Genomic DNA, 26,044 nt, shown 5'->3' with positions numbered 1-26,044 from the left:
ATAAAGATAAAAGGAGAACACATCTAGTGTTCTCCTTTTATTATGGAATTTCATAGGGGGAAGCGGGATGAGTGAAACGCTACTCGTTATTATTAGTATATTACTATTTTTAATGTTGCTTTTAATCGTCTTTTTTATCATTACATTTTTTATAAAAAAACGAACACACCATTCTATTTTAAAATTACATCCGTACTTAGGAAGAATGCGCTACTTACTGGAAAAGATAGGGCCTGAATTTCGACAATATTGGTTTGATCATGATACGGATGGAAAGCCTTTCTCACGTTATGATTTTCAAAGTGTTATGTTTTTAGCGAAATATCGCTCTGAAATACTTGGTTTTGGATCAAAACGAGATTTTGAAGCTTCTGGATATTATATTGCTAATACATTATTTCCGATATTAACTGAGGAATTAAGTGTGAATCTCACGCAAGAGCGGGAAGGTAAAAAGTACGTGATTCATAAAGAAGGGTTATTTTCAAGAAGAGAAAAATTGACAGCGGATACAACGAATCTTTGGCTGTACGAAGAAGATGATGCAATTATAGTCGGTGAGAACCGTAAATATCCGTGGAAGCTACATGGCATGTTTGGTGCATCTGCGACTTCTTACGGTGCGATTGGAGAAAATTATATTTTAGCGAGTGGTTTTGGAGCAAAAATGGCAGGCGGATCGTGGATTAATACGGGTGAAGGTGGCGTTATTCCAGAACATTTACATACAGGAGCGAATATCGTTGCGCAAATTGGTCCAGGGTTATTTGGATACCGTGATGAAGACGGTAATTTTTCAATGGGAAAATTCATGGAGAAAGCGAAAGAAAGTAATATTAGAGCATTCGAATTGAAATTTGGGCAAGGTGCTAAAATACGTGGTGGTCATTTAGAGGGGCAAAAAGTAAATGAGAAAATTGCTTCTGTTCGCAACGTCCGAAAGGGAGAGACGATTAATTCACCGAATCGATTTTCATTTTTAAAGAATGCAGCGGATACACTTTGTTTTATTCAACAGTTGCAAGAAAACAGCGGTAAACCAGTTGGAATGAAAATTGTAATTGGTCAGCAGGAGCCTTTGGAAGATTTAATAAAAACAATGAAAGAACTAAACATTTACCCAGATTTTATTACAATCGACGGTTCAGAAGGCGGGTCAGGAGCAACGTATAAATCGATGGCAGATTATATGGGACTGCCGCTTATTCCAGCATTACTTACATTTATTGATACAGCAAACCATTATGGTGTCCGTAACAAGTTTAAAGTATTTGCATCGGGTAAATTAATCACACCAGATAAAGTAGCGATTGTTTTAGCGATTGGGGCGGATGCTGTAAGTTCAGCCCGCGGATTTATGATGGCAAGCGGCTGTATTATGGCCCTTCAATGTAATTCTGGCCAATGTCCATCTGGTGTAGCCACGACGAATCCGCATTATCAAAAAGCGTTAGATCCGTATGAGAAGAAGTGGCGAGTCATGAATTATATTATTAGTATGAGATATAGTTTATTTTCATTAGCGGCAGCGGTGGGAGTGAAGAGCCCGCGTCATTTAAAGAGAGAGCATATTGTATTTAAAGACGAGATGGGGCGGGTAGTTCCTCTCTCAGAATTGTTTCCTACTAGTAAATAGTAAGCTATGTTTAATAGATTAAAAGTCATACATTTGTATGGCTTATTTTTATTAAAAAATAAGGTGTTTAATTATCTGAATATTTTTACTTTAATTTCTTTTGAAAACAGGGTAATCCACTGGGATAAAGGCGTTTATAAAGGTTTTCACATGTAATGAAAAGTGCTCGTTCACTTGAAAGAACAAAAAATGTTTGTTAAGGTAGGGAACCATAAGCGAAAACAAGAAAATAGAAAAAGTCATTTTTCGAAATTTTGAATGGCTTATGGACTAAGGGAGAGATTTGGTGAAGATTGAAATTATGGTTTCGCTTGCTATTTATATGGCAGGTATGTTGTATATCGGATATTGGTCTTATAAGAAGACATCCGATTTATCAGATTATATGTTAGGCGGGAGGGGACTTGGTCCAGCAGTTACAGCTTTATCAGCTGGTGCTTCTGACATGAGTGGCTGGATGCTAATGGGATTACCTGGTGCGATGTATGCAACAGGATTATCAAGTGTATGGATTGCGATAGGTTTATTAATAGGTGCGTATGCAAACTATTTAATCATTGCCCCGCGTTTACGAACGTATACAGAAGTGGCAAATGATTCAATTACGATTCCAGACTTTTTAGAGAATCGGTTTAAAGATCGTACGAAAATACTTCGTTTTGTCTCCGCTATCGTCATTTTAGTATTTTTCACATTTTATGCGTCGGCTGGTTTAGTTTCAGGTGGACGTTTGTTTGAAAATTCTTTTAACCTTGATTATAAAATTGGTTTATTTGTAACAGTAGGTGTCGTTGTTGCGTATACACTATTTGGTGGCTTTCTAGCCGTAAGTTGGACGGACTTTGTGCAAGGTTGTATTATGTTTATTGCGCTTGTACTAGTGCCAATTGTTGCTTTTACGGATGTCGGTGGTGTAACAGAAACATTTAATACGATTAAGCAAGTCGATGCATCGCATTTAGATATGTTTAAAGGGACCACAATACTTGGTATTATTTCATTTTTAGCATGGGGCCTTGGATATTTTGGTCAACCACATATTATTGTCCGCTTTATGGCAATTACCTCTATTAAAGATTTAAAAACTTCTCGTAGAATCGGTATCGGTTGGATGACGATTTCAATTATAGGTGCAATGCTTACTGGTCTAATTGGTATCGCCTATTATGCTAAAAATAATGCGACATTACAAGACCCAGAAATGGTCTTTGTAACATTCTCAAATATTTTATTCCATCCGTATATTACAGGATTTTTATTATCAGCTATTTTGGCTTCGATTATGAGTAGTATTTCCTCACAATTACTTGTTATTTCAAGTGCAGTAACGGAAGATTTCTATAAAACATTTTTCCGTCGTAATGCAAGTGATAAAGAACTTGTATTTATCGGTAGGCTGTCAGTATTAGTTGTAGCGATGATTGCAGTTGTTTTAGCGTATCATCCGAGTGATACAATTTTAACGCTTGTTGGATATGCTTGGGCAGGATTTGGATCAGCATTTGGACCAGCAATTTTATTAAGTTTATATTGGAAGAGAACGAACAAATGGGGTGTTCTTGCTGGGATGATTGTCGGTGCATTAGTTGTTATCACTTGGGTACAAATTCCAAGTTTAAAAGCGACTATGTATGAAATGGTACCTGGATTCTTCTGTAGTTTATTAACTGTTATCGTTGTAAGTTTATTAACGAAAGAACCCGTTAAGGCAGTTCATCGTGAATTTAATGAGATGGAAGCAGTACTGGAAGAAGAAAAGAAATGATTTGCAAAAAGAGTAAACGATGAATAGCGTTTACTCTTTTTACATGTAAAATGAAAGTAAGGACTTATTGACAATAAAAAATAAGTAACTTATAATAAATCTCGAGTTCGAGATAAATAACATGCATAATGAAGAAATATTATGGTTATAAATCGAACGAATATTTTTTGTAAATTATCTTGAGTTCAAGATAATTTGATAGGTTAGACACCAATAGGTATTTTTGTAATTAATATCTCGAATTCGAGATAAAATTATTATAACGGATTTTACTTTGCAGCATGGACAAAATGAATAATGAATTTAAATGTAAAAGAATTTTTATAATGAAATAAAAAAGGAGTGGAAGAAATGGAAAAGAAAACAATGGGAATCCATCACATTACAGCGATTGTAGGGCATCCACAAGAAAATGTAGACTTTTATGCTGGTGTATTAGGGTTACGTTTAGTGAAACAAACAGTGAATTTTGATGATCCAGGTACGTACCATCTTTATTTTGGAAATGAAGGAGGAAAGCCTGGAACAATTATTACGTTTTTCCCATGGGCAGGTGCTCGTCAAGGTATTATTGGGGACGGTCAAGTAGGAATTACGTCTTACGTTGTACCAAAAGGTACAATGGAGTTTTGGGAAAATAGATTAGAAAAATTCGATGTTTCGTATACAAAAATGACTCGTTTTGGAGAGCAGTATTTAGAATTTGATGATCCGCATGGTTTGCATATAGAATTAGTTGAAAGAGAAGCAGGCGAATTAAACAATTGGAGTTTTGGAGAAGTTACACCAGAAGTAGCAATTAAAGGGTTTGGAGGTGCTGTTCTTTTATCTGCACAGCCTCAAAAAACAGCTGAATTGTTAGAACATATTATGGGTCTTGAAAAAATTGGAGAAGAGGGCGAATTTGTTCGATTCCGTTCTTCTGCTGACATTGGAAATATTATTGATTTGAAATTATCAACAATCGGTCGTGGCCAAATGGGCGTTGGTACAGTTCATCATATAGCCTGGAGAGCGAGTGATGATGCTGATCAGCTAGACTGGAAAGAGTATGTGTCGCGTTTTGGATATCACGTAACTCCTGTACAAGATCGAAATTATTTTAACGCGATTTATTTTAGAGAACATGGTGAAATCTTATTTGAAATTGCAACAGATCCTCCTGGTTTCGCTCATGATGAATCGTTAGAGACGATGGGGGAGGAATTAAAGTTACCGGAACAATATGAACAACATAGAAAACAGATTGAACAAACGCTTTTACCATTTGAAGTGAGAAATTTAGATTAAAGTGATTGAAGGGGGAAAAGGATTATGATGAAACATGTTTTTCAAAAAGGAAAAGATACGTCAAAACCAGTGTTATTATTACTTCATGGCACAGGTGGTAATGAATTAGATTTACTACCACTTGCAGAAATAGTTGATCCGGAAGCGTCGGTATTAAGCGTTAGGGGAAATGTGTTAGAGAATGGGATGCCGCGTTTTTTCCGCCGATTAGCAGAGGGCATTTTTGATGAAGAGGATTTAATTTTCCGTACGAAGGAATTAAATGAATTTTTAGATGAAGCGGCTAAAGAATATAAATTCGATAGAAATAACATTGTAGCTATCGGTTATTCGAATGGGGCAAATATCGCAGCAAGCTTATTATTCCATTACGAAAATGCATTGAAAGGTGCTGTGCTTCATCACCCAATGGTACCTAGAAGAGGAATGCAATTAGCAAATTTAGCAGGGAAATCTGTGTTTATTGCTGCTGGGACAAATGACCCAATTTGTTCATCAGCAGAGTCAGAGGAATTGAAGGTACTATTAGAAAATGCAAATGCGAATGTAACAATGCATTGGGAAAATCGAGGGCATCAATTAACGATGGGTGAAGTAGAAAAAGCAAAAGAGTGGTATGACAAAGCATTTTAAAAAAAGAAGCATCTGCTAACGATTAGCAGATGCTTCTTTTTTATTTAAGACTGGATTGCAAGATGAGATGAAGAAAGTGGTAGCTCAATATCAACAATCGTACCTTTATTTAATTCGCTTGAAATGTGTAATTTACCATGATGTTCTTCAATTATTTTGTAACACATCATTAATCCTAGTCCTGTGCCTTTTTCTTTTAAACTATAAAAAGGTTCGCCTAGACGGGAGATACGATCTTCTGGAATGCCACAACCTTCATCGATAATTCGTATTAAGATGAAATTATCCTCTAATGGTTTTGTTTGGATGAAAATATTTCCGCCATTTGGCATCGCTTCTATCGCATTTTTTAATATGTTTATAAAAACTTGTTTTAATTGGTTACCGTCACATTGAATATCATATACGTAATCAAAATGATCCATGATGATATGAACGCTATGCATAATTGCAGTCGGTAAAATAAATGTAACTACCTCTTCAATTAAAGTTTGTATGTTACAAGTTTGGATAGATAATACTTGTGGCTTAGACATCGCCATAAATTGACTCGTGATGGATTCCATTTGTGAAATCTCACTTAACATAACATCGATATACCATTTTTGCTCCTCATTTATTTCAGGGAGGAGCAACGTTAGAAAACCTTTTAGAGAAGTGAGTGGATTTCGAATTTCATGGGCAATTCCAGCTGTCAGTTGTCCGACTACTGCGAGCTTCTCAGATTTTCGTAATAACTTTTCAGTTTCTTTTAGCTCAGTAACATCTCTCCCCATCACGATAAGACCTTTGCGAGAACCGTCAGGATGATAAAGCGGGACTTTTGATATACTTAAGATTAAATCGAAATCATCTCTATGTATAATAAATTCCTCGCCATGAAGAATTTGTCTTTGTTGCCATGCTAGTTCATCAATTTCTTCACAATGTAAAAAAGCTTCTCGGTATGCTTCATTATATTGAATGAGTTCGCTATCTTTTTTCCCGTGGTAAGGTACATGATGGAAATTGAAGCAAGAAAGTGCGTAGTCATTTGCCTCAAGCCAGCGCCCTTCATGATCTTTAAAAATAACAAACGCAGGCATGGAGTTTACTAATGTACGCAATCTCTTCTCACTTTCTTTTAGTATATTCTCAATTCTTTCTGATTTTTCAAGCGGCTTCATAATAGCATATACGCCAGTAAGACGATTTTGAACAAAAATAGGAACTAGTTTTGTCACAACATCTAATAAGAATCCATTTTTATGATAAATAGATAAGATATACTCTTGTTGATTATCCGCTTCAGTATTCTTTATATTTTGTAATACTTGCTCAGAAATATGGGCTTCTAAAATAGAGGTAATATTTTTCTGTTCTAATTCTAAAGAAGTGTAACCTAATATTCTTTCGGCAGAAGGATTTATATGTAGAATAACTCCTTCTAAATTTAATGAAATAATACTATCAGGATTGTGTTCGAACAGAGATGCGTACATTTCTGTTAATGAACGATCTTGTATATGGTTTCGCAAACGTCTAGAAATGTTCGGATGACGTTTTTTTTGAGTTGGTGAATATTTTTTACGACTCATAATAGTTCCTCCGTACAAATAGCATCTAAAAAGATTTGTCTATTCATAACTATAATATAGATGTAATGTGTATTTCTATAAAAAATGGAAGTTATAGAATAAATTTTGTTTTTTTATTTTTTGCAAGGTGAATGCAGGATGGTAATAAGGGGAGCTTATATTGTTTTATAAACCTTTTGTAAGTTACAGACGGTTGTTTTCCGTATAACATTAGGGTAGAGGAGGGGGAGAGAAAATGAAAAATTATATTCAAGGGATTGATCACGTGCAAGTAGCTGCACCTGTAGGGTGTGAAGAAGAGGCGCGTGATTTTTATGGGAATACGATTGGTATGGAAGAAATTCCAAAGCCAGAAGAGTTGAAAAAACGAGGTGGATGTTGGTTTAAATGCGGAAATCAAGAAATCCATATTGGTGTCGAGCGGAACTTTACACCAGCTAAAAAGGCTCATCCAGCTTTTTATGTGAATGAAATTAATGAATTTAAGCAAACACTTATAGAGCAAGGTGTTAAAGTGATTGATGATTATGCACGGCCAGATGTAATTCGATTTTACGTGTCAGATCCATTTGGAAACCGAATTGAATTTATGCAAAATAAAGACTAGGTGGATTCCCACCTAGTCTTTAACTTCTTCTGAAAAGTCCTAACACTTCTACAGTTTCTGTAATATTAACGAATGCATTCGGGTCGATTTCAGAAATTGTTAGTTTCATACTTGCTAATTCTTCACGAGAAACGACGGTCATAAGTACACGCTTTTTCTCGCTTGAATAAGCACCTTCGCCATCAAGTAACGTTATTCCACGTACAACAGTTGAAAGAAGTTGTTTTTTCATTTTTTCTGCTTCATTTGTTACAATCATAAGTGTAACTTTACGATGTTTTGTATGAACAGCATCAATTACTTTACCAGTTACATAAATTGAAAGTAAGCTTGTAAGTGCAACATCCCAGGTGAAGAAGAATCCTGCGATTATTACAACGACTGCATTTAAAATAATAAGGAATCCGCCAAGTTTAATGTCTCGCTTGCGGGATAAAAGCATACCGATAATATCAAATCCACCAGTGGATCCATTACAGTTAAAAACAAGACCAATACCAGCTCCGGCGATTACACCTCCGAAGATAGAAGATAACAATGGATCTGTTGCTACGACTTTTACTGGAACGTAGTATAATGCAACAGATAATACAACTACAGAGACAACTGTGTTAAAAATTACTTTTTTTCCAAGACCTATGTACCCTAAAATAAGGATAGGTAAGTTTAATACAAAGTTAATAATGCCTGTGTTTACAGGGGTTACAATCCCTAAAATAATAGCAATTCCGCCAATTCCACTACTTAAAATTTTGTGGGGGATAAGGAAAAGATTAAAGGCAACCGCAATAATAATAGAACCGATAATAACACCAAGGAATCTGACCATTTCTTTCCCGTCCTTCACTGAAAAATTCATATTATTTCAAGATTATATATGATATTGAAAGTTTTGGGTAAAAACAGTTTATTTAGGTAAATTAGATTAATCAAAAGAATTTGAGTATTTTATCATTTGAAAGGGGATACAGTTGTGAAGATAAAAACATATCAACAGAAAAGCCCGTTGAAGCAAGAATGTGAGGATTCTTATTTTTGTAATAAAGAAAAAAAGATTTATGGTGTATGTGACGGTGCAACACCACTTGTCCCGTTTCGTGATGAAAAGGGACATAATGGAGCATACATCGCTTCGCATTTATTTGCAAGTTATTTTACTGCATTACGAGAGAATCATAGTTTACAATTTGCAGTTGCCAAAGCAAATGAAGTATTGCAAAGCAAAATGTTAGAATATGAAGTAGACACGAGAAAAAAAGAGCATTTGTGGTGCACATGTATCGCGGCAGTCCAAATAGTCGGTGAGAAAATTGAATATGCGCAGCTTGGGGACTGTATGATTGTCGCAACTTTTCAAAATGGAACGATGCAAGTATTAACGAAAGACACAGTTGAAGGAATTAGTAAAAGAGCAAAAAAGAAGAGGGAAGAAGATCGTAAAAAAGGGTTATCTGTACCAGAAGAATATGTTTTTCAAGATGTTCGAGAACAGTTAAAATACAATCGTTATCTTGCAAATATGCCAAATGGTTATTCAGTTGCAAATGGAATGAAAGAAGCGATACATTATTTACAACATGGTGAATTACATACAGATGAAGTGAGTGGGATTTTTATTTGTTCAGACGGTTTATTTCACCCAGATTGGTCATTAGAACAAACTGTTGCATATATAAGAAAGAATAGTATAAACGAATATATAGCAATTATTGAAGAGCTAGAAGCGGAAAAGAGAATAAGGCCAGATGATAAAACGATTATAATGATTGATTTTTAAGAGGAGGCAGTTCAAATGGAAATTAAACGTGTCAATCTAACATTTCAAGATGAATTAGTTCCTTTAGAAAAAGTAAACAAACTGATTATTCACCATACAGCTGAAGATGGATGGGACGTGTATAAAACGCATGAATTTCATCAAACTGTAAGGGGGTGGAGCGGAATTGGTTACAACTATTTTATCGAAAAGGATGGAACTGTAGTGGAAGGGCGAGGTTTACATATTGGAGCGCACGCGAAAGACCATAACCGTCATACAATTGGAATATGTATGACGGGAAATTTCGATAAATACGATCCCACTCCCCCGCAAGTGAATGCATTATATTCTTTATGCAAAATGTTTATGAAGCAATTTGCTATAAAGAAAGAAAATATACTAGGTCATAGGGAGTTAGAAGGAGTTACAAAAAGCTGTCCTGGTAATCGTTTTTCTATGGTAGAGTTAAGGAAGATATTATCTTAAATATAGAGGAGTAACAACGATGATCAATATAAAAATACCAAATGATAAAAAAGAAGAGCTTGTAGCGCAAATTCAGCAATTTTTCATGGAAGAAGATCTAGATGAAATTGGGCGTTTCCAAGCAGAGCGTTTAATAGAAGAAATGATTAAATTAGTTGGACCATTTGCATACAATCAAGCAATTGGAGATGCAAGAAAGCTTGTAAGTGAGAAATTAACGAATATGGAAGAAGATTTATACGTGTTAGAGAAAAATGAAGGGAAATAAAAAAAGAGCCGATGGGCTCTTTTTTATTTTTCTTTCTTATGTTCCTTATATTCATGTACTTTTTCTTTCACATTACCAACTGTATCTTTAGCAGTGCCTTTCACCTTATCCCATTTTCCTTCAGCTTGTAATTTCTTATTGTCAGTTACTTTCCCAACAACTTCTTTTACTTCACCTTTCACCTTATCAATGGCACCTTCTACTTTTTCTTTTAAACCATGATCATGTTTAGTCATACATTTCTCCTCCTTGTAGTTTGATTAGAATTCTCTTTTCATATTGCAAGTTGAATGATGTATCTAGTAATAGCGTAACAAATCTAGTTTGAATATTCAAATGATTAATAGGATAGAAAAGGAATTGTCATAAAATGTTTAAAAATGTAACGGAAGGAGAAATAAAGTAAATTATAATATGTCTTTTGCGGTCCATATTGATTTTGTATAAGCGATTTTCATGTGAGCACGTTCCATGTTATTTTGACTGCCGCTACCGAACCTTGCTTGTCCAACTATTAAAGTACAATTGGATTCAATAGCTGTCTTAATTCGTTTTTGAATTAATGCAGTATGACAGCCTTTACGCTGAAATTCTGGCAAAGTAGCAGAAGCAGCTAATGATGCGACACCCTTATTTATATACAGAACACCAATACCAGCAGGGATATTTTGAACTTCAGCTATGAAAAAATGCCACCCTGGTTCATTGTAAAGAATTTCATTATTTTGGCGCACGCTATCTTTTGTAAAGGATGGCATATTAAATCCACGTACATAAATGTCTGCAAAAATATCAAACTCATTTTCTTGTAGTTTTCGTATTGTAATATTAGAAGGAAGAAGTGATGAACCCTCTCTCGGTATACTATACAAAGCAGTATGGAAGCTAGATTGATAAAACCCTTTTTGAGATAAGTATTGAAATAATTCAGTTGTACCTTGTGCTGGGGTAATTTCAAAACGACAAGGGATTTGTAGTGATTCATAATAAGAAATGATTGCATCAATCGCATCTGCATTTGTAATACCTTTTACCGTATTAAAAGCTGGACCAGCAATTATTTTTGATGAAAAGGCAGTGGCGCTACCGAATTTTTTTATTTGCACTTGCATTGGGTTTCCGCTTATTGTTTGTAGTCTCTCTAATCTAGAAGAGAGCATATCAATTTCTGCATTTTCAATTTCTGTTGCTATATCGAGTGTCATAACAGTAGTCATAAAATTCCTCCGTTAATAAATATATTTCATAGTACATATACGATTTTTGTTTTGAGATTCCTGTTGAAATGTGAGAGAATAAGAGGTTTTTTGGAAGGGAAATGGAAGTGAGCTGTCGAAGGGAGTGGAAACAGATTAAAGGTGGTGCTCTCATGAAACAAAAAACCGTGCAGACATGCTCTAATTGTGGTTCTCAAAACATAGGAGAAGGTGAGTTTGTCGGATATGCACAAATACGGAAAAAGGAAACGATGTTCACATCTTCACCGGTGGATGCTTATATTTGTACAGATTGCGGGAATATCCTTCTATTAAAAGTACGACATTATGAAAAGTTTAAGCAGAAGCCGTTATGATCATTGAGAAATGGTCATATCCAACGTTGTATACGAAACGACTTATGTTAAGGAAAATGAATATGAGTGATAGTTTACATATATATGAGTATGCTACAGATAAAGAGATGACAACTTTTACTGTATGGGATGCTCATCGATCGTTATGTGACACATATAACTATGTAGAAGAAATTGTGGGACAATATAATGAAGGGCAAGTAGCACCTCTTGGAATTGTATTAAAAGAGGAGAAAAAATTTATAGGCACGTGTGGATTTATAAAATATGATTTGGTCACACATACAGCAGAAATTGCATACGCCTTATCTCGAAAATATTGGGGAAGAGGATTAGCCACGGAGGCTGCATTAGCTTTTTTCTACTATGGTTTTCATGAGTTGCATCTTAATAGTATTGAAGCGGGATGTGATTCAGAAAATGAAGCATCTGAAAAATTAATGAAACGTTTGAATATGGAGTACAAATATACAATTCAGAAGGATATGTTTATTAAAGGTAAGAATCGCGATACAAAAAGATATTGTATATCTAGAGAAGGATATATGGATAAATGAAATATTTCATATTAAAAACTCCTTTAAATGAATAAGGGAGTTTTTATTTTTATAACAATAATTACCTTTAATTGTTATAATTGGTTATTGAGAGGTCGAGGTTTATTAACACCATATTTTTAGAAGGAAAATAGCTAAATCGTATACAAAACCGCTATATAACACAATCGCAACCGTAAGTTGACAAAGTGCAACCGCAGGAAGATAGAGGTAAGAGCAATGTTTACATACAATTTAGTTAAGAAAACGAAGGGGGACACACATATGGGATTTGGTGAGAAGCTTTTTAAATTAAGAAAAGAAAAGGGTCTTTCTCAAGAAGCATTAGCCGAGAAATTAAACACAACAAGGCAAGCGGTTAGTAAATGGGAAAACGGTCAAGGTTTTCCTGAAACTGAAAAGTTAATAATGATTGGAAATGTATTTGAAGTATCACTTGACTATTTATTAAAAGAAACTGCTGAGCAAAGTAACGAAAAGGAAAATGGTTATTATGTAAGTAAGGAAATGGCAGAAGGGTATATAGTGTATGGACAAAAAATTTCTAAATATATTGCATTAGGATTTAGCTTGCTTATTTTATCTACAATACCGTACTTATTATTTAAAGAAAATGCAACAATGTCTACATTTCTTGTCATTATCATTGCAGTGCTTGGGATCGGAGCAATGATGGCACCTGTAACGATAGAAGAGAGTCGATACAATGTATTGAAAAAGGAAGAACTACTATTTGATCAAAACTTTCTAAAAGAATTGACCAACAGATATGCGATTATTAAGAAGAAGTATGCCGCAGTGGTGATTGTTGGATTTTGTTTTATTGCCGCAGGCGCAATACCGTTTTTGTTTGAGGAAAAGCATATCACTTCAGGAGAATTAGTGCAGTATTATCCGTACTGTGTTGTACTTATTGCTATCGGAGTTTATCTTTTTGTACGTGTGTTAGGAGTGTTAGAGACGTATCGGATTTTAGTAGAAAATAAGGAATACAGTAATCGTTTTATTTTTAAACTGAAAAAGAAAGTAAGGAAAAAGGTAGATAGTTTATAAAAAATAAAAAACATGTTTCGAATCAATGTATTCAAAACATGTTTTTTATCGTTCTGAATTATTTCCAAAGAAATAATTCAGAAAATACAGAAAAATGTCGTAATCATTTGTAGAAGTCTGCTATAATAAACGAAAAATGAAAACGTTTTAAAGGGGGACATAACCAATATGATGATGAATGTACCGCTAACAATTAGTTCTATGATGGAAAGAGCAGAGAAACTGTTTTCGAAGAAAGAAATTGTTTCACGGACACATGATACAGTTACAACGTTAACGTATAAGCAGTTAGGGGAAAGAACGAGAAGACTTTCCAGTGCGTTGAAAAAGCTTGGAATTAAAGAAGGTGAACGTGTAGGAACGTTAGCATGGAACCATCATCGGCATGTGGAAGCGTATTTTGCTATTCCTGGTATTGCTTCCGTTTTACACACAATTAATATTCGTTTATCTCCTCAACATATTTCATACATTATTCAGCATGCAGAAGATCGAATTTTACTTATTGATGAAGATCTCGTACCACTCGTTGAAAATATTCAATCACAATTATCAACTGTACAAGCTTACATTATTATGACTGATAAAGATGAACTCCCAAATACTACGCTGAAGCCTGTATATCATTATGAAAAGCTATTAGAAGAAGGCGATCCAACTTTCCAATTTGTAAAAGATATTGATGAAAATACACCTGCTGGTATGTGTTATACGTCAGCGACTACAGGAAATCCAAAAGGTGTTGTATATACGCATCGTAGTACTGTACTGCATTGCATGGCACTCGGTTTAGCGGATACAGCTGCTTTATCGGAAAGTGATGCTGCAATGGCGATTGTACCGATGTTCCATGTGAACGCTTGGGGACTTCCTTTCGCTGCTACTTGGTTTGGGTCAAAACAAGTTCTTCCAGGACCGATGTTTACGCCAAAAATTTTATTAGAAATGATCCAATCTGAAAAAGTGACGTTAGCTGCCGGTGTGCCGACAATTTGGCTTGGTGTATTACAAGAGTTAGAAAATAATAGTTACGATTTATCTAGTATGACGAGAATACTATGCGGAGGTGCAGCGGCGCCGAAAAGTGTTATTAAAGCATTTGAACAGAAACATAATGTTCCGTTCATACATGCATATGGTATGACTGAAACGAGTCCACTCGTAACACTTGCACGTTTAAAAAGTTATGAAACGGAATTATCGTATGAAGAGCAACTAGAAATTCGCTCCAAACAAGGGTATCTTGTCCCTGGTGTAGAGATGAAAGTAGTCGGTACAAATGGTGAAGTGAAGTGGGACGGTACGGAGATGGGAGAACTATGTTTACGAGCACCTTGGATCGCTGAAAGCTATTATAACGATGATCGTACTGTCGAAGGTTTTCGCGATGGATGGTTATATACTGGTGATGTTGTCACAGTGGATGAGGAAGGTTGCGTGAAAATTGTTGACCGTACGAAGGATGTTATTAAAAGCGGGGGAGAATGGATTTCTTCGGTCGATCTTGAAAATGCTTTAATGGCACATGATGCTATATTTGAAGCGGCTGTCGTTGCAGTTCCTCACCCTCAGTGGCAAGAGCGACCAATTGCCTGCGTTGTTCAAAAGAAAAATAGTACGGTTACAAAAGAAGAAATATATGAGTTTTTAAAACCACAGTTTGCGAAGTGGTGGTTGCCAGACGATATTGTCTTTATGGAAGAAATACCGAAAACATCTGTTGGGAAGTTTTTAAAACAGGCGCTTCGGAAAGAACTGGAGCATTTGCATAGAGAGAAATAAGTGAACTTCTATTTGTAAACTCTAATACATTAATGGTTGACAAAAGAGGGGTGGAAAGATAATATAATTTTTGTAATATGTTATCTAAAATAAATTTTAAGTTTACAAATAGGAGAAGCAAATATGAATACAAAAAACTTAGTTTTTGTCGCTTTATTTAGTTCTATTATGGGAGTGTTAGGGTTAATACCTCCGATTGCTCTTTCTATTACACCAGTTCCAATTACATTGCAATCACTCGGTGTTATGCTTGCGGGTGGGTTGTTAGGATCACGTCTAGGTGCGTTAAGTCAGCTTATTTTCTTACTTATTGTAGGAGTTGGAGCACCATTGCTTGCTGGTGGACGCGGTGGCCTTGGTGTATTTGTTGGACCAAGTGCAGGATATTTACTTGGTTACATCATTGGGGCGTTTGTTATTGGTTATTTAATTGAGCGTTTACGTGAAGTTTCTATTATAAAAGTATTATGTATTAATATAATTGGTGGTATTTTCGTAGTTTATGTATTTGGTATTACTGTACAAGCGTTCTTAATGGATGTTTCTGTATGGGAGACAATGAAAGTGAGTGCTGTGTTTTTACCAGGGGATTGTATAAAAGCAATTATTGCGGCAGTTCTCGTAACAAAATTACATCGTTCATTGAAACATATTATTACGCCCGCTTTAAAGAATGGAAAATATACAAATGCGGGATGATAAAGGGAAGAAACACGTTAATTGCGTGTTTCTTTTTATTATTATTGTAAAGAAAGGACGTCTCATATGGGGATTACAAAAGAATATAAAAAGCATGCCTCTTTACAACCAAATAAAATAGCGATAAAGGAAAATGATAGAGTTTTAACATATAAAGAGTGGTTTGAATCAGTTTGTAAAGTAGCAAGCTGGTTAAATGAAAAAAAATCGAAGAATAAAACGATAGCAATCCTATTAGAAAATCGTATAGAGTTTTTACAACTATTTTCTGGTGCCGCTATGGCCGGGTGGGTTTGTGTTCCGTTAGATATAAAGTGGAAACAAGATGAGCTCAGAGAAAGAATTGAAATTAGTAATCCGGATATGATTGTGACAGAACGATATAAGGTGAATGATCTATTGGATGAAGAAGGAAGAGTAATTGAAATTGATGAGTGGAAAAGAATGATAGAGAAATATCTTCCTACATATTCCACTGTAGAAAGTGTACAACATGCTCCTTTTTATATGGGATTTACATCAGGATCAACAGGAACAGCAAAAGCATTTTTACGTGCACAGCAATCGTGGGTTCATAGTTTTGATTGTAATGTACATGACTTTCATATGAAAAGGGAGGATTCAATTTTAATAGCTGGGACGCTCGTTCATTCTCTTTTCTTATACGGGGCAATAAGTGCATTATATGTAGGACACACAGTGCACATTATGAGAAAGTTCATTCCGAATCAAGTATTAGATAAGTTAGAAACTGAAAATATATCGGTTATGTATACAGTTCCGACAATGCTTGAATCTTTATATAAAGAAAATAGATTAATAGAAAATAAAATGAAAATTATTTCATCAGGAGCGAAATGGGAAGCTGAAGCGAAAGAAAAAATAAAGAATATATTTCCTTATGCGAAAAGATATGAATTTTATGGTGCATCAGAGTTAAGTTTTGTAACAGCACTAGTCGATGCAGAAAGCGAAAGAAGGCCAAATTCAGTAGGAAAACCTTGTCATAATGTGCAAGTTCGAATATGTAATGGAGCAGGCGAAGAAGTACAAAAAGGTGAAATAGGAACTGTTTATGTGAAAAGTGATCAGTTTTTTATGGGATACATAATAGATGGGGTTTTAACACGGGAGTTGAATGCAGAAGGTTGGATGACAGTGCGAGATGTAGGCTATGAAGATGAAGAAGGCTTTATATATATTGTTGGTAGAGAGAAGAATATGATTTTATTTGGAGGAATCAATATTTATCCAGAAGAAATAGAAAGTGTATTACATGAACACCCAGCTGTCGATGAAATAGTTGTAATTGGTGTGAAAGATAGTTACTGGGGTGAAAAGCCCGTCGCGATCGTAAAAGGAAGTGCTACGAAACAACAATTAAAGAGTTTTTGCTTACAGAGATTATCCTCTTTTAAAATACCGAAAGAATGGCATTTTGTAGATGGAATACCTTATACAAATAGTGGGAAAATCGCTCGTATGGAAGCAAAAAGTATGATTGAAAACCGGGAGAAAATATATGAATAGAGCAGTCATTGTAGAGGCGAAAAGAACACCTATTGGTAAGAAGAATGGGATGTTAAAAGAGTATGAAGTTCAGCAATTAACAACGCCGCTTCTTACGTTTTTAAGTAAAGGGATTGAGAGGGAAATAGATGATGTCATATTAGGTAATGTTGTTGGGCCAGGAGGGAATGTTGCGAGACTATCTGCTTTAGAGGCGGGACTTGGCTATCATATTCCTGGTGTAACGATTGATCGGCAATGTGGTGCTGGTTTAGAAGCAATTCGAACTGCGTGTCATCTCATTCAAGGCGGGGCAGGTAAGTGTTATATCGCCGGGGGAGTAGAGAGTACAAGTACGTCACCTTTTCAAAAAAGAGCACGATTTTCACCTGAAACAATTGGTGATCCTGACATGGGAGTAGCGGCTGAATATGTTGCGGAGCGTTATAATATAACGAGAGAAATGCAAGACGAGTATGCTTGTCTTAGTTATAAGCGGACACTGCAAGCGTTAGAAAAAGGATATATACATGATGAAATATTTTCTTTTAATGGATTATTAGATGAATCTATAAAGCCAGAAATGAATTATGAACGAATCATTAAAAGAACAAAGCCCGCATTTTTACAAAATGGAACAGTGACGGCAGGTAATTCATGTGGTGTAAATGATGGGGCATGTGCTGTTCTTGTAATGGAAGAGGGACAAGCTCGAAAGTTAGGTTATAAACCTGTCCTTCGTTTCGTTCGTAGTGCTGTAGTGGGAGTGGATCCCAAGCTTCCAGGGACTGGTCCGATATTTGCGGTGAACAAATTATTAAACGAAATGAATGTAAAAGTAGAGGACATCGATTATTTTGAAATAAATGAAGCATTCGCCTCAAAAGTTGTTGCTTGCGCAAAAGAGTTACAAATTCCGTACGAAAAAGTAAATGTAAATGGTGGAGCAATTGCGCTCGGTCATCCGTACGGCGCATCTGGTGCTATGCTTGTAACACGTTTGTTTTATCAGGCACAAAGAGAGTCTATGAAATATGGAATTGCTACATTAGGAATTGGAGGCGGGATAGGGATTGCGCTATTATTTGAGAAAGTAGAAGACTAGCGAGGTATTAACTATACTAAAATGGTAATAGGATAGTATGTTCAATATAGAACAAATATCCTATTTTTTTCATACATAATAGATTGAATAATCAGACGTAAAAAAGATTGTCTATTATGTATATAATGTAACTAACGAAATTTTACTCTTATTAGTTAGGAGGAAAACCACAACAGGAGGCGTAGTGAAGTCTATAGCCCAATTGTCAAAATGGTTTGAGGAGTGGATGTTTATTCGTGTACAAGAGGTAATTATAGAAGAGAGAAAGAGATACATGTTAATAGATAATGAAGGCATTCCTGTAATTGCTGTATTGAAGTATCTTAAGTATTTGGATGTTACAGGGAAAAGTAATAATACACAAAAGACGTACTGCTATGCATTAAAACATTATTTTCTGTACTTACAAGAAACAGAAAAAGATTATAAGGATATAAAATTAGAGGATTTGGTAGAATTTGTGGGATGGCTGCGGAGCCCGTATGAGAGCAGCAAGACAATTTCCCTTCGACCTGTGAGGGCAAAGAGAACAGAAAAGACAGTAAACCTTACGGTCACTGCCATCATAAATTTCTATGATTATTTGTATAGAAACGAAGAATTGCCCCATGATATGTATGGGAAATTGATGCGTCAAGGGTTTATAGGTGGGGGAAAGCGGTACAAGAGTTTCCTTCATCACATTAATAAGGATAAACCATCTATACAGAATGTATTGAAGTTAAAGGAACCTCGTAAGAGAGTGAAAACACTCACGAAAGAACAGGTGCAACAAGTTTTAACGGCAACAACGAATATACGGGACACTTTCCTAATTCAACTTTTGTTTGAGACAGGATTAAGGATTGGAGAAGTTCTTTCTTTATTTTTGGAGGATTTCAAGTTTAATCATAAAAAAGGACATCGTATTCGTTTGAGGGATCGTGGAGAATTGAAGAATGGTGCAAAACTGAAAACAGGTGCACGGGAAATCTTTGTGTCACAAAACCTTATGGATCTATATGACGACTACTTGTACGAAATTATTGACGAATTGGATGTTGAAGCCCAATTTGTGTTCGTCAAACTACGTGGTAAGAACATGGGAAAACCGATGACATATGGGGATGTAGAATCTTTATTTAAACGATTACGAAAAAAAACAGGGCTTAACATACATCCTCACCTATTTCGTCATACACATGCGACAATGTACTATCAAGAGACAAAGGATATCAAACAGGTGCAAGAGCGTTTAGGGCATTCCCATATCCAAACAACCATGAGTCTGTATCTTCATCCATCTGAGGAAGATATCCGTAAGGATTGGGAAAAAGCGCAGGATGTATTTCGAATTCAACAATAGAACGGTGGGAGAAAATGAAACAAATTTATCAAATGGAGGACGAGCAATTTGACTTTCACGAGCGGTTGCAACAAGAGCTGTCCAGTTATCCATTAAATCTTATAGAAAAAGATGGATCCATTACCACTCAATATGTAAAAAATCCCTATTTTTTGATCCATGATATTTGGCATACTAGTTTTTTGGAAACAATCCCTCAATTTCAAAAGTTGGTGAAGGAACATAGTGGAAGACAGCATGTGCGATTTCAATTTAATAGTGCTACTGTTAACTTAGAACTAAAATATGTGTGGTTTCACAAATTATTTAAGGAAGAATGGAGAATAGGTAGCTTATTTGCTGGATATGCAACGTATCTACAAAAATTAACTTCATTTCTCAACGAGAAATACCCTAATCTCCATTCACTTCTTAACTTAGATATTGAGCAAGCTGAACGGGAGTGGTGCTTCTGGTTAGAAAAGCATGGTCTTCCAACACAACAAAAGAAATTGGTTGTAACGTATGGTGTTTACACTCATAAAACATCCTTAGCAGTTTTTTTACGAACGATTTATTCCAATTTATTTAAGATGACAGACATCCGTGAAGAATGGGAGAAAGATAGATGGGATGTGCGGGAGTTACATAACAAGTATGGAATTCCCTATAACAAAAGTAGGGCTGGGTACTTTATTGATTTCAATAAATTTGAACAAGTGAATATACGCCAATCTATTAAACGGTATATCAAACACCGCTTAATTAATAAGAGTCTTGCGTGGGGGACAGCGCAAATATATCTATCACATTTACCAAGATTCATATCTCTTATACTCTCTTTAGAACCTTCATGGACAAATTTAAAAGGATTAAAACGTTCACATATGGAACAGTACATTCAATGCTTAAATGAATACGCTAGAAATAATTTAAATCGGAAAAATTCTAACGCTGAAAACTATATATCAGGGACACTGAACTATTTAGGAAAGTTTTTGGAAGACATCCAACGATATGAATACGATATTGCTCCTGAAACCCATGTAAGATTGTTACTTTTTCCAGAAGATAAACCGAAACGTAAAAAGAAATCTTTTGATCAAATTAATTATATTCCTGACTTTGTATTAGAACAACTCTTTACACATATAAACGATTTACATAGGGAGGTTATCCCTGTTGTATGGGTGGCTTATAAAACTGGATTACGGATTTCAGATGTGTTGGGACTCACATCTAATTGTTTGGAACGATTGAATGGAAAATACTCCATTGTAACAGATATCGAAAAAACCTATGTACAAGGACATCGAATTCCAATTGATGAAGAATTAGCGGGCATCTTGGCTGTTCTCATTCAACGTTCTAAAGAGAACAGTAACCAAGAGAATAACCCTGAGGGTTATATTTTTGTTCATTATCTGGGTGCTCGAAAAGGAAAACCTTATGAACAACAATCTTTCAATAAATTTTTGAATATTCTGGCTCACAAGAAGAAAATTGTAGATGAAACTGGAAAGATATTTCACTTCAAAGCTCACCAATTCCGTCATACCTACGCTATCAAAATGTTAAATGGTGGCGCAGATATTCTAACTGTACAGGAGCTTTTAGCACATGCGTCGCCTGAAATGACCTTGCAATATGCCAAGCTGTTGGACGATACAAAGCGAAAAGCATTTGAATCAGTTATCAGCCAAGGTGTGTTTAGTTTTGATTTAAATGGAGAGGTGCAAGAAGTGAAAGCGGGTGAAGATATTCCAAAGGATATTTTGCATACTCTTTGGCAGAATCATAAGTTGAATGCTATGGACAATCCGTATGGGACGTGTCACGCTCGATTGAAAGGGAGTTGCCCTCATATGGAAGCACCTCCTTGTCTTACATGTAATAGTGGAAGTCCGTGTAAGGACTTGGCAATCGGTTTCTCAGAATATGATATACAAAAATATATGCTTCATGTAAAAACAACATCTAAATCCATTGAAGTTGCAAAACAGCACGGTAGGGACGATGTGGTGGAAAAACAAGAGAGAAATCTACAACGTTATCATGACATTTTAATAAATATCCGTGAGGGTAATGTTATTTTCGGAAGGCAAGAAAGGATGAAAAGAAAGTCAGGTGTGGAAAAATGACTAATTATAATCGTAGAGAACAACTGAAAGCAATCCATGCATCAAGAAAGGCAGGCACCACTCAAAAAGTTGATGACGCTATTCGAAGGCTCTTGCGAGCTAATCAAAACATCAATTTTAACAGTGTAGCAAGCGAGGCTGGTGTGGCCAAGGCTACACTATATAACAACCAGGAACTCCGTAATCGAATTGAATCATTACGTCAACAACAAGCTCAAGATCGCACTCCAAAACAGATGAAGCGGGAGAGAAATGAAAACAATAAAGATGCGATCATTGCTTCCTTGAAACGAAAGATTAAGAGATTAGAAGAAGAGAAAAAACAATTGCGTGAGCAATTGAAGATGGCTTATGCGGATGTATATAGACATATGTGAGGATAGAATAATTTTTGTAGAAATTAATAAAGAATTTGAATAAAGTTAGGAGTAATAAAGTTTTTAGGGATTTGATACATTTGTTTGTTATACTTTTCCAAATGTAAAAATTCATATGTTAAGATTTGATATATAATAAAATCAATCCGTGGTTAGAGTGTTTGCTCCGATTCAAATTATGAGATAGTTTATTTTAACTTTTTTAGATAATTTAAAAAAGAACTTGTAAAGATTTCTACAAGTTCTTTTTGCAATAATGATATGTCCGCCTCGAAAATAAAACCTTACCTATTCCAGAAGACTCAAAAATAAAATGATTAAGAACGTAATTCACTGGTAAAAACCACTTTTAAAAATACATATCTAAAAAATTTAGAGCTGGTTGGACCTTTTAGTTAATCTTATATTTATTTGAATCATTTTTTCATCATCTTTCTGTTGTCTTAACCAATATAACCATTCGGGTATTAATATTGACCTTATTCTATTATAAATAAAAATTGCATCTTGATATTCTCTACAAGCACTTGCATTAATCTCCGATAAATTCCCTGTATCAAATTTGCTAATAATACTATTGCCTAATGCCTCTAATTTGTTGGATTGCTTCTTCAATTCATCAGACGTTTTAAAACCATAAATTAATATAGACATCGAAGGTAATAATATTTTTATGATATATTCTTGCATTGACATATTTACAAAAAATCCAAATACAATAGTTAAAAATAGATATAACCCGGAAACTGTAAATAATAAAATTGAAAAATTACGTTTCAATGAAATTGCCCACATCAAATTACTTCGTTGAGCTAAAATTACATTAACATAGAAGTGTTTTGAAGATAATCCTCCATACCAGTTTTTTAGTTTTTCTTCATCTCCTTTAAATTTAGATGAAAAATCCCTAATGTCCTCAGGAGAAATTTGATTACCTACAAGCACATTGTTCCACCTTATATTAAATAGGTTAATATCAAATTTTTCTTGTATCTTAGCTCCTTTTTCGATATAGCCACCTTCTAGCTTCTCGATTTGATAAGCAATTAACAACCATATGGAACCTATTACTGAGAACCAGACACCAGCATTAGATGTTCCAGTGCTCCCACGATTAAATAAATAAATACTTATTGAGAGTATTGGAATAAGTATACTAATACATATTCTTACCGCATAAAATATTTTTGACTTGTTATAGCAATATCTCATTGCTCTCAAGAGCTCTATATTTTCTTCACTGTTTTGCTTCTCTAACACCCTTACACCGTCCTAATCCTCATGTGATGGGAACTCATCACCAAAAACTTTTTTCCAACACTCTATAGCTTCTTTATGTTGTCCTAAACTCTCATGCCGTATAGCCAAATCTATGTTTTCAAAGCATCCACTAGCTTGGTTACTAATGGAAAGCTTAGTAGTATAATCTAATGTATTTAGATCTCCTTGTATCCCTTTGGGATCATAATGACTATTGTATATAGAGGTTTTTAAGTATTCGAAAAATCCTCTTAGCTCTTGTTTCATGCCGTTCCAATAAAATTTATTTTGAAAATAATCCAAAACAATATTTTCCATTAAGTAAGAAGATATTTTTTTAGAACAGTTAGTGTTCCAGTACTTTATAACTCGAATAAGACCTAATACATTCCCATCATATTTTTGGTTCGTTTCAGTCGCTCTTTCATTATCAATTCTGGGATCAGTTTTTTTCCAGTTTCCACTACCATCTGGTATAATATAATAACTTTTTCCATAAGCATTCTCTGAAGTAATAAAAGCTGGTACAATATCAAAAACCCAATCATAAGTTGAGAGCTCTAAAGTTGTCGCTTCTTGTCTTCTATGAATTTCTGCTTTTTTGTATTGTGGAATTATTGATAAACTGCTTTTAATCTTTTCTATTACTCTAATTGAATTTAGTGTACCATCATCATTAACTAACTTCCTTAACTTATCTGCATCCCCCGGGACGTTTAATACTATTTTATCTGCGTATTCCGTATACGTCGTTCCTTCACCTGTAAAAACTAGCATAAGATCGATATCATCAAGTGGACGTATTTTTGTTCTTCTTCTAAAAGATCCAAAACCAATAATTTCTTTCCCTGCATAAAGCTTTGGAAAATTTTCAATAACTTTAGGGAAATTTTTCAAATTTCCATACAACCAATCTCTACTATTTCTAGCAATTCCAGTTTGTTCGCTATCCAAGTCCACAGAATTTTTAATAAAATTATCGTATGCACTATTTGCTGTTTTTACCAATTGAAAAATCCCCTCTTCTTCATTTATTAAAACTCTTCACTAATATGCATATTTGTATATCCATATTAATTTCACGCTTTCCATTAGTTTACAACTTTTTTATAAATTATGAAACTATATTTAAGGTAGGATTAATGCGCATTTAACCAAGATAAATTTATAGCCCTTAATTATCCATTAATTCAATGAACGGGATAACCGATAAAAAACAAGACCTTTCCTGTCAACAATGTGCAAATTTTTCTTTGTAAAAATATTAATATGAAAAAAGAAATAAATTCAATTGCCATAAAATTATTTTTATACCATATCAGAAGGTACAAATTTTAAAACATATTTAATGCTCATTTAGTGAAAACGAGTTTTACAAAACTAAGAAAATGTTAGACCCATAAAAACCCGTTGTATCATGTGTATGTACTGATACAACGGGTAATATTTAACTGTCTATTTTACTAATTATAAAAAAACATGAACTTAGTTTTACTTTTTAGGTCGGCTGGGCACGGAAACGATGGTTCAAGTCGGAGGAAGGCACCTTAGGCGGTTTTTTCTTATTTACTTTCAACAGAATATGCTAAAATGGACATAAATGGATGGAATGTAATTTCTATAAATTTTTCACATTTAAATGGGCTACATTATAGCTAATCTAAAATACACTAAAATAGGCAAAAAAAATAACAATGTTAAGCGAGGATTAAGGAGACATGGATAAACAATTAATCAATTTAAGTAAAAGTATAGATTTTAGTTTAGATTTAATGAAAAAATTAGAAGAACGCAAAAATTTAACAGTTGAACAAAAAATAATTTTAAGTATTTATAGAAAACTAATCGAACAAATTGACGGGAATTTCGTTTTAGCTGACCATCAATTAAAAAGCCCTTCAATAGTTATGATACGTTCTGCACTTGAAACTTATCTTTCCTTAAAATACATTACTCAGCATAAAAGATTTATTAAAGATAGAGCAATCAGTTATTATGTAGGGTATATAATAAATCAAAAGATAGTATACAATAATATGCTTGAAAATCCCCCTAAACATGTTTCGATGCCAGAAGAAGAATTTAAAAATAAAATCGTTAAGATAGATCAGCTTTTGAAATCACCAATTTTTAATAAAATCCTTAATCAATGGAAATTTACTAAAGAAATACAAAATAAAAAATTCAATAACACGTACGAACCAAAATGGTATTCGTTGTTTAAAGGGCCAACATCTATTAAAATGCTGGTGAGTAGGTTAAATGACGAACAAATATATAAATACTATGAAATTTTATCTTTAGAAGCTCATGGTTACGAATCTTTAAACGGATTAAATAATGATGATATAATTAATAAGCCTTTTTCTTTTAAACCAATAAGGGGTACGGAAAACTCAAGTCATTTTGCAGGTATGGCGAGAGCTTTATGTACTTCCGCGACACATGAAATCATTAAAAATATGTCCCCTGAATTAAATGGTGAATTTATTAAGTTCATGAATGAACTTGGTTTAATTGATAAATATCAAAACGAATTAAAAATAAGACTAAATCAGAATTAAACTGGTTCAATTCACAGAAGGGCACCTTAGGGTGTCCGTTTTTAAGTAAGGAAAAAGTTTTTACAGAAATACATATGAA

The 26,044-nt window shown here is 34.5% G+C and carries 25 protein-coding genes; 19 read left to right on the top strand and 6 right to left on the bottom strand.

The features are described 5' to 3' along the window. Positions 1 to 67 precede the first annotated feature (67 nt). From BLT20_RS17555 to BLT20_RS17540, 4 genes are all read left to right on the top strand, one after another. On the top strand, positions 68 to 1,636 hold the full coding sequence (locus tag BLT20_RS17555; RefSeq protein WP_000005163.1) for an FMN-binding glutamate synthase family protein: 1,569 nt from the start codon (positions 68 to 70) through the stop codon (positions 1,634 to 1,636). Between the two features lie 286 nt (positions 1,637 to 1,922). Next, a complete protein-coding gene (gene putP, locus BLT20_RS17550) occupies positions 1,923 to 3,401 on the top strand; it encodes a sodium/proline symporter PutP (RefSeq protein ID WP_000687591.1) in 1,479 nt (492 codons plus the stop codon). A gap of 351 nt (positions 3,402 to 3,752) precedes the next feature. Continuing rightward, a complete protein-coding gene (locus BLT20_RS17545; RefSeq protein ID WP_000412739.1) occupies positions 3,753 to 4,691 on the top strand; it encodes a ring-cleaving dioxygenase in 939 nt (312 codons plus the stop codon). 24 nt (positions 4,692 to 4,715) lie between these two features. Next, the gene (locus BLT20_RS17540) at positions 4,716 to 5,324 is read left to right on the top strand and encodes an alpha/beta hydrolase (RefSeq protein WP_000975488.1); all 609 of its coding nucleotides are present in this window, start codon (positions 4,716 to 4,718) and stop codon (positions 5,322 to 5,324) included. A 44-nt stretch (positions 5,325 to 5,368) separates the two neighbouring features. On the opposite strand, the gene BLT20_RS17535 is transcribed toward BLT20_RS17540, so the two are convergent. Beyond that, positions 5,369 to 6,901: a BA3702 family sensor histidine kinase gene (locus BLT20_RS17535; protein ID WP_000087648.1), complete on the bottom strand. Its 1,533-nt coding sequence runs from the start codon at positions 6,899 to 6,901 to the stop codon at positions 5,369 to 5,371. 235 nt (positions 6,902 to 7,136) lie between these two features. On the opposite strand from BLT20_RS17535, the gene BLT20_RS17525 reads away from it, so the two are divergent. Further along, the gene (locus tag BLT20_RS17525; RefSeq protein ID WP_000800772.1) at positions 7,137 to 7,508 is read left to right on the top strand and encodes a VOC family protein; all 372 of its coding nucleotides are present in this window, start codon (positions 7,137 to 7,139) and stop codon (positions 7,506 to 7,508) included. 19 nt (positions 7,509 to 7,527) lie between these two features. Here the strand turns inward: BLT20_RS17525 and BLT20_RS17520 are convergent, their stop codons facing one another. After that, on the bottom strand, positions 7,528 to 8,337 hold the full coding sequence (locus BLT20_RS17520) for a YitT family protein (RefSeq protein WP_000251344.1): 810 nt from the start codon (positions 8,335 to 8,337) through the stop codon (positions 7,528 to 7,530). Between the two features lie 126 nt (positions 8,338 to 8,463). On the opposite strand from BLT20_RS17520, the gene BLT20_RS17515 reads away from it, so the two are divergent. The 3 genes from BLT20_RS17515 to BLT20_RS17505 are packed head-to-tail and all read left to right on the top strand — an operon-like array spanning position 8,464 to position 10,021. Next, entirely contained in the window at positions 8,464 to 9,285 is an 822-nt protein-coding gene (locus tag BLT20_RS17515; protein ID WP_002026192.1) for a protein phosphatase 2C domain-containing protein, read from the top strand. A 15-nt stretch (positions 9,286 to 9,300) separates the two neighbouring features. Beyond that, on the top strand, positions 9,301 to 9,753 hold the full coding sequence (locus tag BLT20_RS17510) for a peptidoglycan recognition protein family protein (protein WP_000404002.1): 453 nt from the start codon (positions 9,301 to 9,303) through the stop codon (positions 9,751 to 9,753). A 19-nt stretch (positions 9,754 to 9,772) separates the two neighbouring features. Next, entirely contained in the window at positions 9,773 to 10,021 is a 249-nt protein-coding gene (locus BLT20_RS17505; protein ID WP_000608207.1) for a DUF2164 domain-containing protein, read from the top strand. A gap of 23 nt (positions 10,022 to 10,044) precedes the next feature. Here the strand turns inward: BLT20_RS17505 and BLT20_RS17500 are convergent, their stop codons facing one another. Together BLT20_RS17500 and BLT20_RS17495 are read right to left on the bottom strand one after the other, a co-directional pair. Further along, on the bottom strand, positions 10,045 to 10,257 hold the full coding sequence (locus tag BLT20_RS17500; RefSeq protein ID WP_000160410.1) for a CsbD family protein: 213 nt from the start codon (positions 10,255 to 10,257) through the stop codon (positions 10,045 to 10,047). A gap of 171 nt (positions 10,258 to 10,428) precedes the next feature. Further along, a complete protein-coding gene (locus BLT20_RS17495) occupies positions 10,429 to 11,238 on the bottom strand; it encodes a GNAT family N-acetyltransferase (RefSeq protein WP_000214339.1) in 810 nt (269 codons plus the stop codon). A gap of 152 nt (positions 11,239 to 11,390) precedes the next feature. On the opposite strand from BLT20_RS17495, the gene BLT20_RS17490 reads away from it, so the two are divergent. From BLT20_RS17490 to BLT20_RS17445, 10 genes are all read left to right on the top strand, one after another. Continuing rightward, the gene (locus BLT20_RS17490) at positions 11,391 to 11,594 is read left to right on the top strand and encodes a hypothetical protein (RefSeq protein ID WP_000810948.1); all 204 of its coding nucleotides are present in this window, start codon (positions 11,391 to 11,393) and stop codon (positions 11,592 to 11,594) included. Then, positions 11,591 to 12,151, top strand: a complete 561-nt coding sequence (locus tag BLT20_RS17485; protein ID WP_000582842.1) for a GNAT family N-acetyltransferase — start codon at positions 11,591 to 11,593, stop codon at positions 12,149 to 12,151. The genes BLT20_RS17490 and BLT20_RS17485 overlap by 4 nt, the downstream gene beginning before the upstream one ends. A 264-nt stretch (positions 12,152 to 12,415) precedes the next feature. After that, a complete protein-coding gene (locus tag BLT20_RS17480; protein ID WP_000505606.1) occupies positions 12,416 to 13,204 on the top strand; it encodes a helix-turn-helix domain-containing protein in 789 nt (262 codons plus the stop codon). 168 nt (positions 13,205 to 13,372) lie between these two features. Further along, complete coding sequence (locus BLT20_RS17475; protein ID WP_000980206.1) at positions 13,373 to 14,986, top strand: long-chain fatty acid--CoA ligase; 1,614 nt, start codon at positions 13,373 to 13,375, stop codon at positions 14,984 to 14,986. A 123-nt stretch (positions 14,987 to 15,109) separates the two neighbouring features. Continuing rightward, positions 15,110 to 15,685, top strand: coding sequence for a biotin transporter BioY (locus BLT20_RS17470; RefSeq protein WP_001093334.1), 576 nt, complete (start codon positions 15,110 to 15,112; stop codon positions 15,683 to 15,685). A 66-nt stretch (positions 15,686 to 15,751) separates the two neighbouring features. Next, entirely contained in the window at positions 15,752 to 17,215 is a 1,464-nt protein-coding gene (locus BLT20_RS17465) for an acyl-CoA synthetase (RefSeq protein WP_000513155.1), read from the top strand. Continuing rightward, the gene (locus BLT20_RS17460) at positions 17,208 to 18,299 is read left to right on the top strand and encodes an acetyl-CoA C-acyltransferase (RefSeq protein WP_001078003.1); all 1,092 of its coding nucleotides are present in this window, start codon (positions 17,208 to 17,210) and stop codon (positions 18,297 to 18,299) included. Before BLT20_RS17465 ends, BLT20_RS17460 begins: the two co-directional genes overlap by 8 nt. Positions 18,300 to 18,531: 232 nt before the next feature. Then, positions 18,532 to 19,644, top strand: a complete 1,113-nt coding sequence (locus BLT20_RS17455) for a tyrosine-type recombinase/integrase (RefSeq protein ID WP_073339707.1) — start codon at positions 18,532 to 18,534, stop codon at positions 19,642 to 19,644. 14 nt (positions 19,645 to 19,658) lie between these two features. Next, entirely contained in the window at positions 19,659 to 21,764 is a 2,106-nt protein-coding gene (locus BLT20_RS17450; RefSeq protein WP_073339682.1) for a tyrosine-type recombinase/integrase, read from the top strand. Further along, positions 21,761 to 22,141, top strand: coding sequence for a DUF6262 family protein (locus BLT20_RS17445; protein ID WP_073339679.1), 381 nt, complete (start codon positions 21,761 to 21,763; stop codon positions 22,139 to 22,141). Before BLT20_RS17450 ends, BLT20_RS17445 begins: the two co-directional genes overlap by 4 nt. Positions 22,142 to 22,513: 372 nt before the next feature. On the opposite strand, the gene BLT20_RS17440 is transcribed toward BLT20_RS17445, so the two are convergent. Both BLT20_RS17440 and BLT20_RS17435 read right to left on the bottom strand, forming a co-directional pair. After that, the gene (locus BLT20_RS17440) at positions 22,514 to 23,401 is read right to left on the bottom strand and encodes an S-4TM family putative pore-forming effector (protein ID WP_073339676.1); all 888 of its coding nucleotides are present in this window, start codon (positions 23,399 to 23,401) and stop codon (positions 22,514 to 22,516) included. Positions 23,402 to 23,413: 12 nt separating this feature from the next. Further along, a complete protein-coding gene (locus BLT20_RS17435) occupies positions 23,414 to 24,409 on the bottom strand; it encodes a nucleotidyltransferase family protein (RefSeq protein WP_073339673.1) in 996 nt (331 codons plus the stop codon). Between the two features lie 710 nt (positions 24,410 to 25,119). Between BLT20_RS17435 and BLT20_RS17430 the strand changes: the two genes are divergently transcribed. Then, positions 25,120 to 25,965 (top strand): DUF5677 domain-containing protein, encoded by an 846-nt coding sequence (locus tag BLT20_RS17430; protein WP_073339671.1) that lies wholly within the window; start codon positions 25,120 to 25,122, stop codon positions 25,963 to 25,965. Positions 25,966 to 26,044 lie beyond the last annotated feature (79 nt).

The sequence above is a fragment of the Bacillus sp. cl96 genome, assembly GCF_900100505.1.
Classification (GTDB): Bacteria; Bacillota; Bacilli; order Bacillales; family Bacillaceae_G; genus Bacillus_A; species Bacillus_A cereus.
The sequence above is the reverse complement of the archived record's forward strand: the minus strand, read 5'-3'. Positions and strand labels throughout refer to the sequence as shown.

What these genes read in the sequence shown, in the direction of transcription:
- BLT20_RS17485 (WP_000582842.1), top strand. Translation starts at nt 11,591, where the DNA reads ATGATCATTGAGAAATGGTCATATCCAACGTTGTATACGAAACGACTT.
- BLT20_RS17445 (WP_073339679.1), top strand. Translation starts at nt 21,761, where the DNA reads ATGACTAATTATAATCGTAGAGAACAACTGAAAGCAATCCATGCATCA.
- BLT20_RS17500 (WP_000160410.1), bottom strand. Translation starts at nt 10,257, where the DNA reads ATGACTAAACATGATCATGGTTTAAAAGAAAAAGTAGAAGGTGCCATT.
- BLT20_RS17460 (WP_001078003.1), top strand. Translation starts at nt 17,208, where the DNA reads ATGAATAGAGCAGTCATTGTAGAGGCGAAAAGAACACCTATTGGTAAG.
- BLT20_RS17545 (WP_000412739.1), top strand. Translation starts at nt 3,753, where the DNA reads ATGGAAAAGAAAACAATGGGAATCCATCACATTACAGCGATTGTAGGG.
- BLT20_RS17525 (WP_000800772.1), top strand. Translation starts at nt 7,137, where the DNA reads ATGAAAAATTATATTCAAGGGATTGATCACGTGCAAGTAGCTGCACCT.
- BLT20_RS17490 (WP_000810948.1), top strand. Translation starts at nt 11,391, where the DNA reads ATGAAACAAAAAACCGTGCAGACATGCTCTAATTGTGGTTCTCAAAAC.
- BLT20_RS17555 (WP_000005163.1), top strand. Translation starts at nt 68, where the DNA reads ATGAGTGAAACGCTACTCGTTATTATTAGTATATTACTATTTTTAATG.
- BLT20_RS17475 (WP_000980206.1), top strand. Translation starts at nt 13,373, where the DNA reads ATGATGATGAATGTACCGCTAACAATTAGTTCTATGATGGAAAGAGCA.
- BLT20_RS17450 (WP_073339682.1), top strand. Translation starts at nt 19,659, where the DNA reads ATGAAACAAATTTATCAAATGGAGGACGAGCAATTTGACTTTCACGAG.
- BLT20_RS17470 (WP_001093334.1), top strand. Translation starts at nt 15,110, where the DNA reads ATGAATACAAAAAACTTAGTTTTTGTCGCTTTATTTAGTTCTATTATG.
- BLT20_RS17520 (WP_000251344.1), bottom strand. Translation starts at nt 8,337, where the DNA reads ATGGTCAGATTCCTTGGTGTTATTATCGGTTCTATTATTATTGCGGTT.
- BLT20_RS17495 (WP_000214339.1), bottom strand. Translation starts at nt 11,238, where the DNA reads ATGACTACTGTTATGACACTCGATATAGCAACAGAAATTGAAAATGCA.
- BLT20_RS17480 (WP_000505606.1), top strand. Translation starts at nt 12,416, where the DNA reads ATGGGATTTGGTGAGAAGCTTTTTAAATTAAGAAAAGAAAAGGGTCTT.
- BLT20_RS17510 (WP_000404002.1), top strand. Translation starts at nt 9,301, where the DNA reads ATGGAAATTAAACGTGTCAATCTAACATTTCAAGATGAATTAGTTCCT.
- BLT20_RS17430 (WP_073339671.1), top strand. Translation starts at nt 25,120, where the DNA reads ATGGATAAACAATTAATCAATTTAAGTAAAAGTATAGATTTTAGTTTA.
- BLT20_RS17540 (WP_000975488.1), top strand. Translation starts at nt 4,716, where the DNA reads ATGATGAAACATGTTTTTCAAAAAGGAAAAGATACGTCAAAACCAGTG.
- BLT20_RS17505 (WP_000608207.1), top strand. Translation starts at nt 9,773, where the DNA reads ATGATCAATATAAAAATACCAAATGATAAAAAAGAAGAGCTTGTAGCG.
- BLT20_RS17465 (WP_000513155.1), top strand. Translation starts at nt 15,752, where the DNA reads ATGGGGATTACAAAAGAATATAAAAAGCATGCCTCTTTACAACCAAAT.
- BLT20_RS17535 (WP_000087648.1), bottom strand. Translation starts at nt 6,901, where the DNA reads ATGAGTCGTAAAAAATATTCACCAACTCAAAAAAAACGTCATCCGAAC.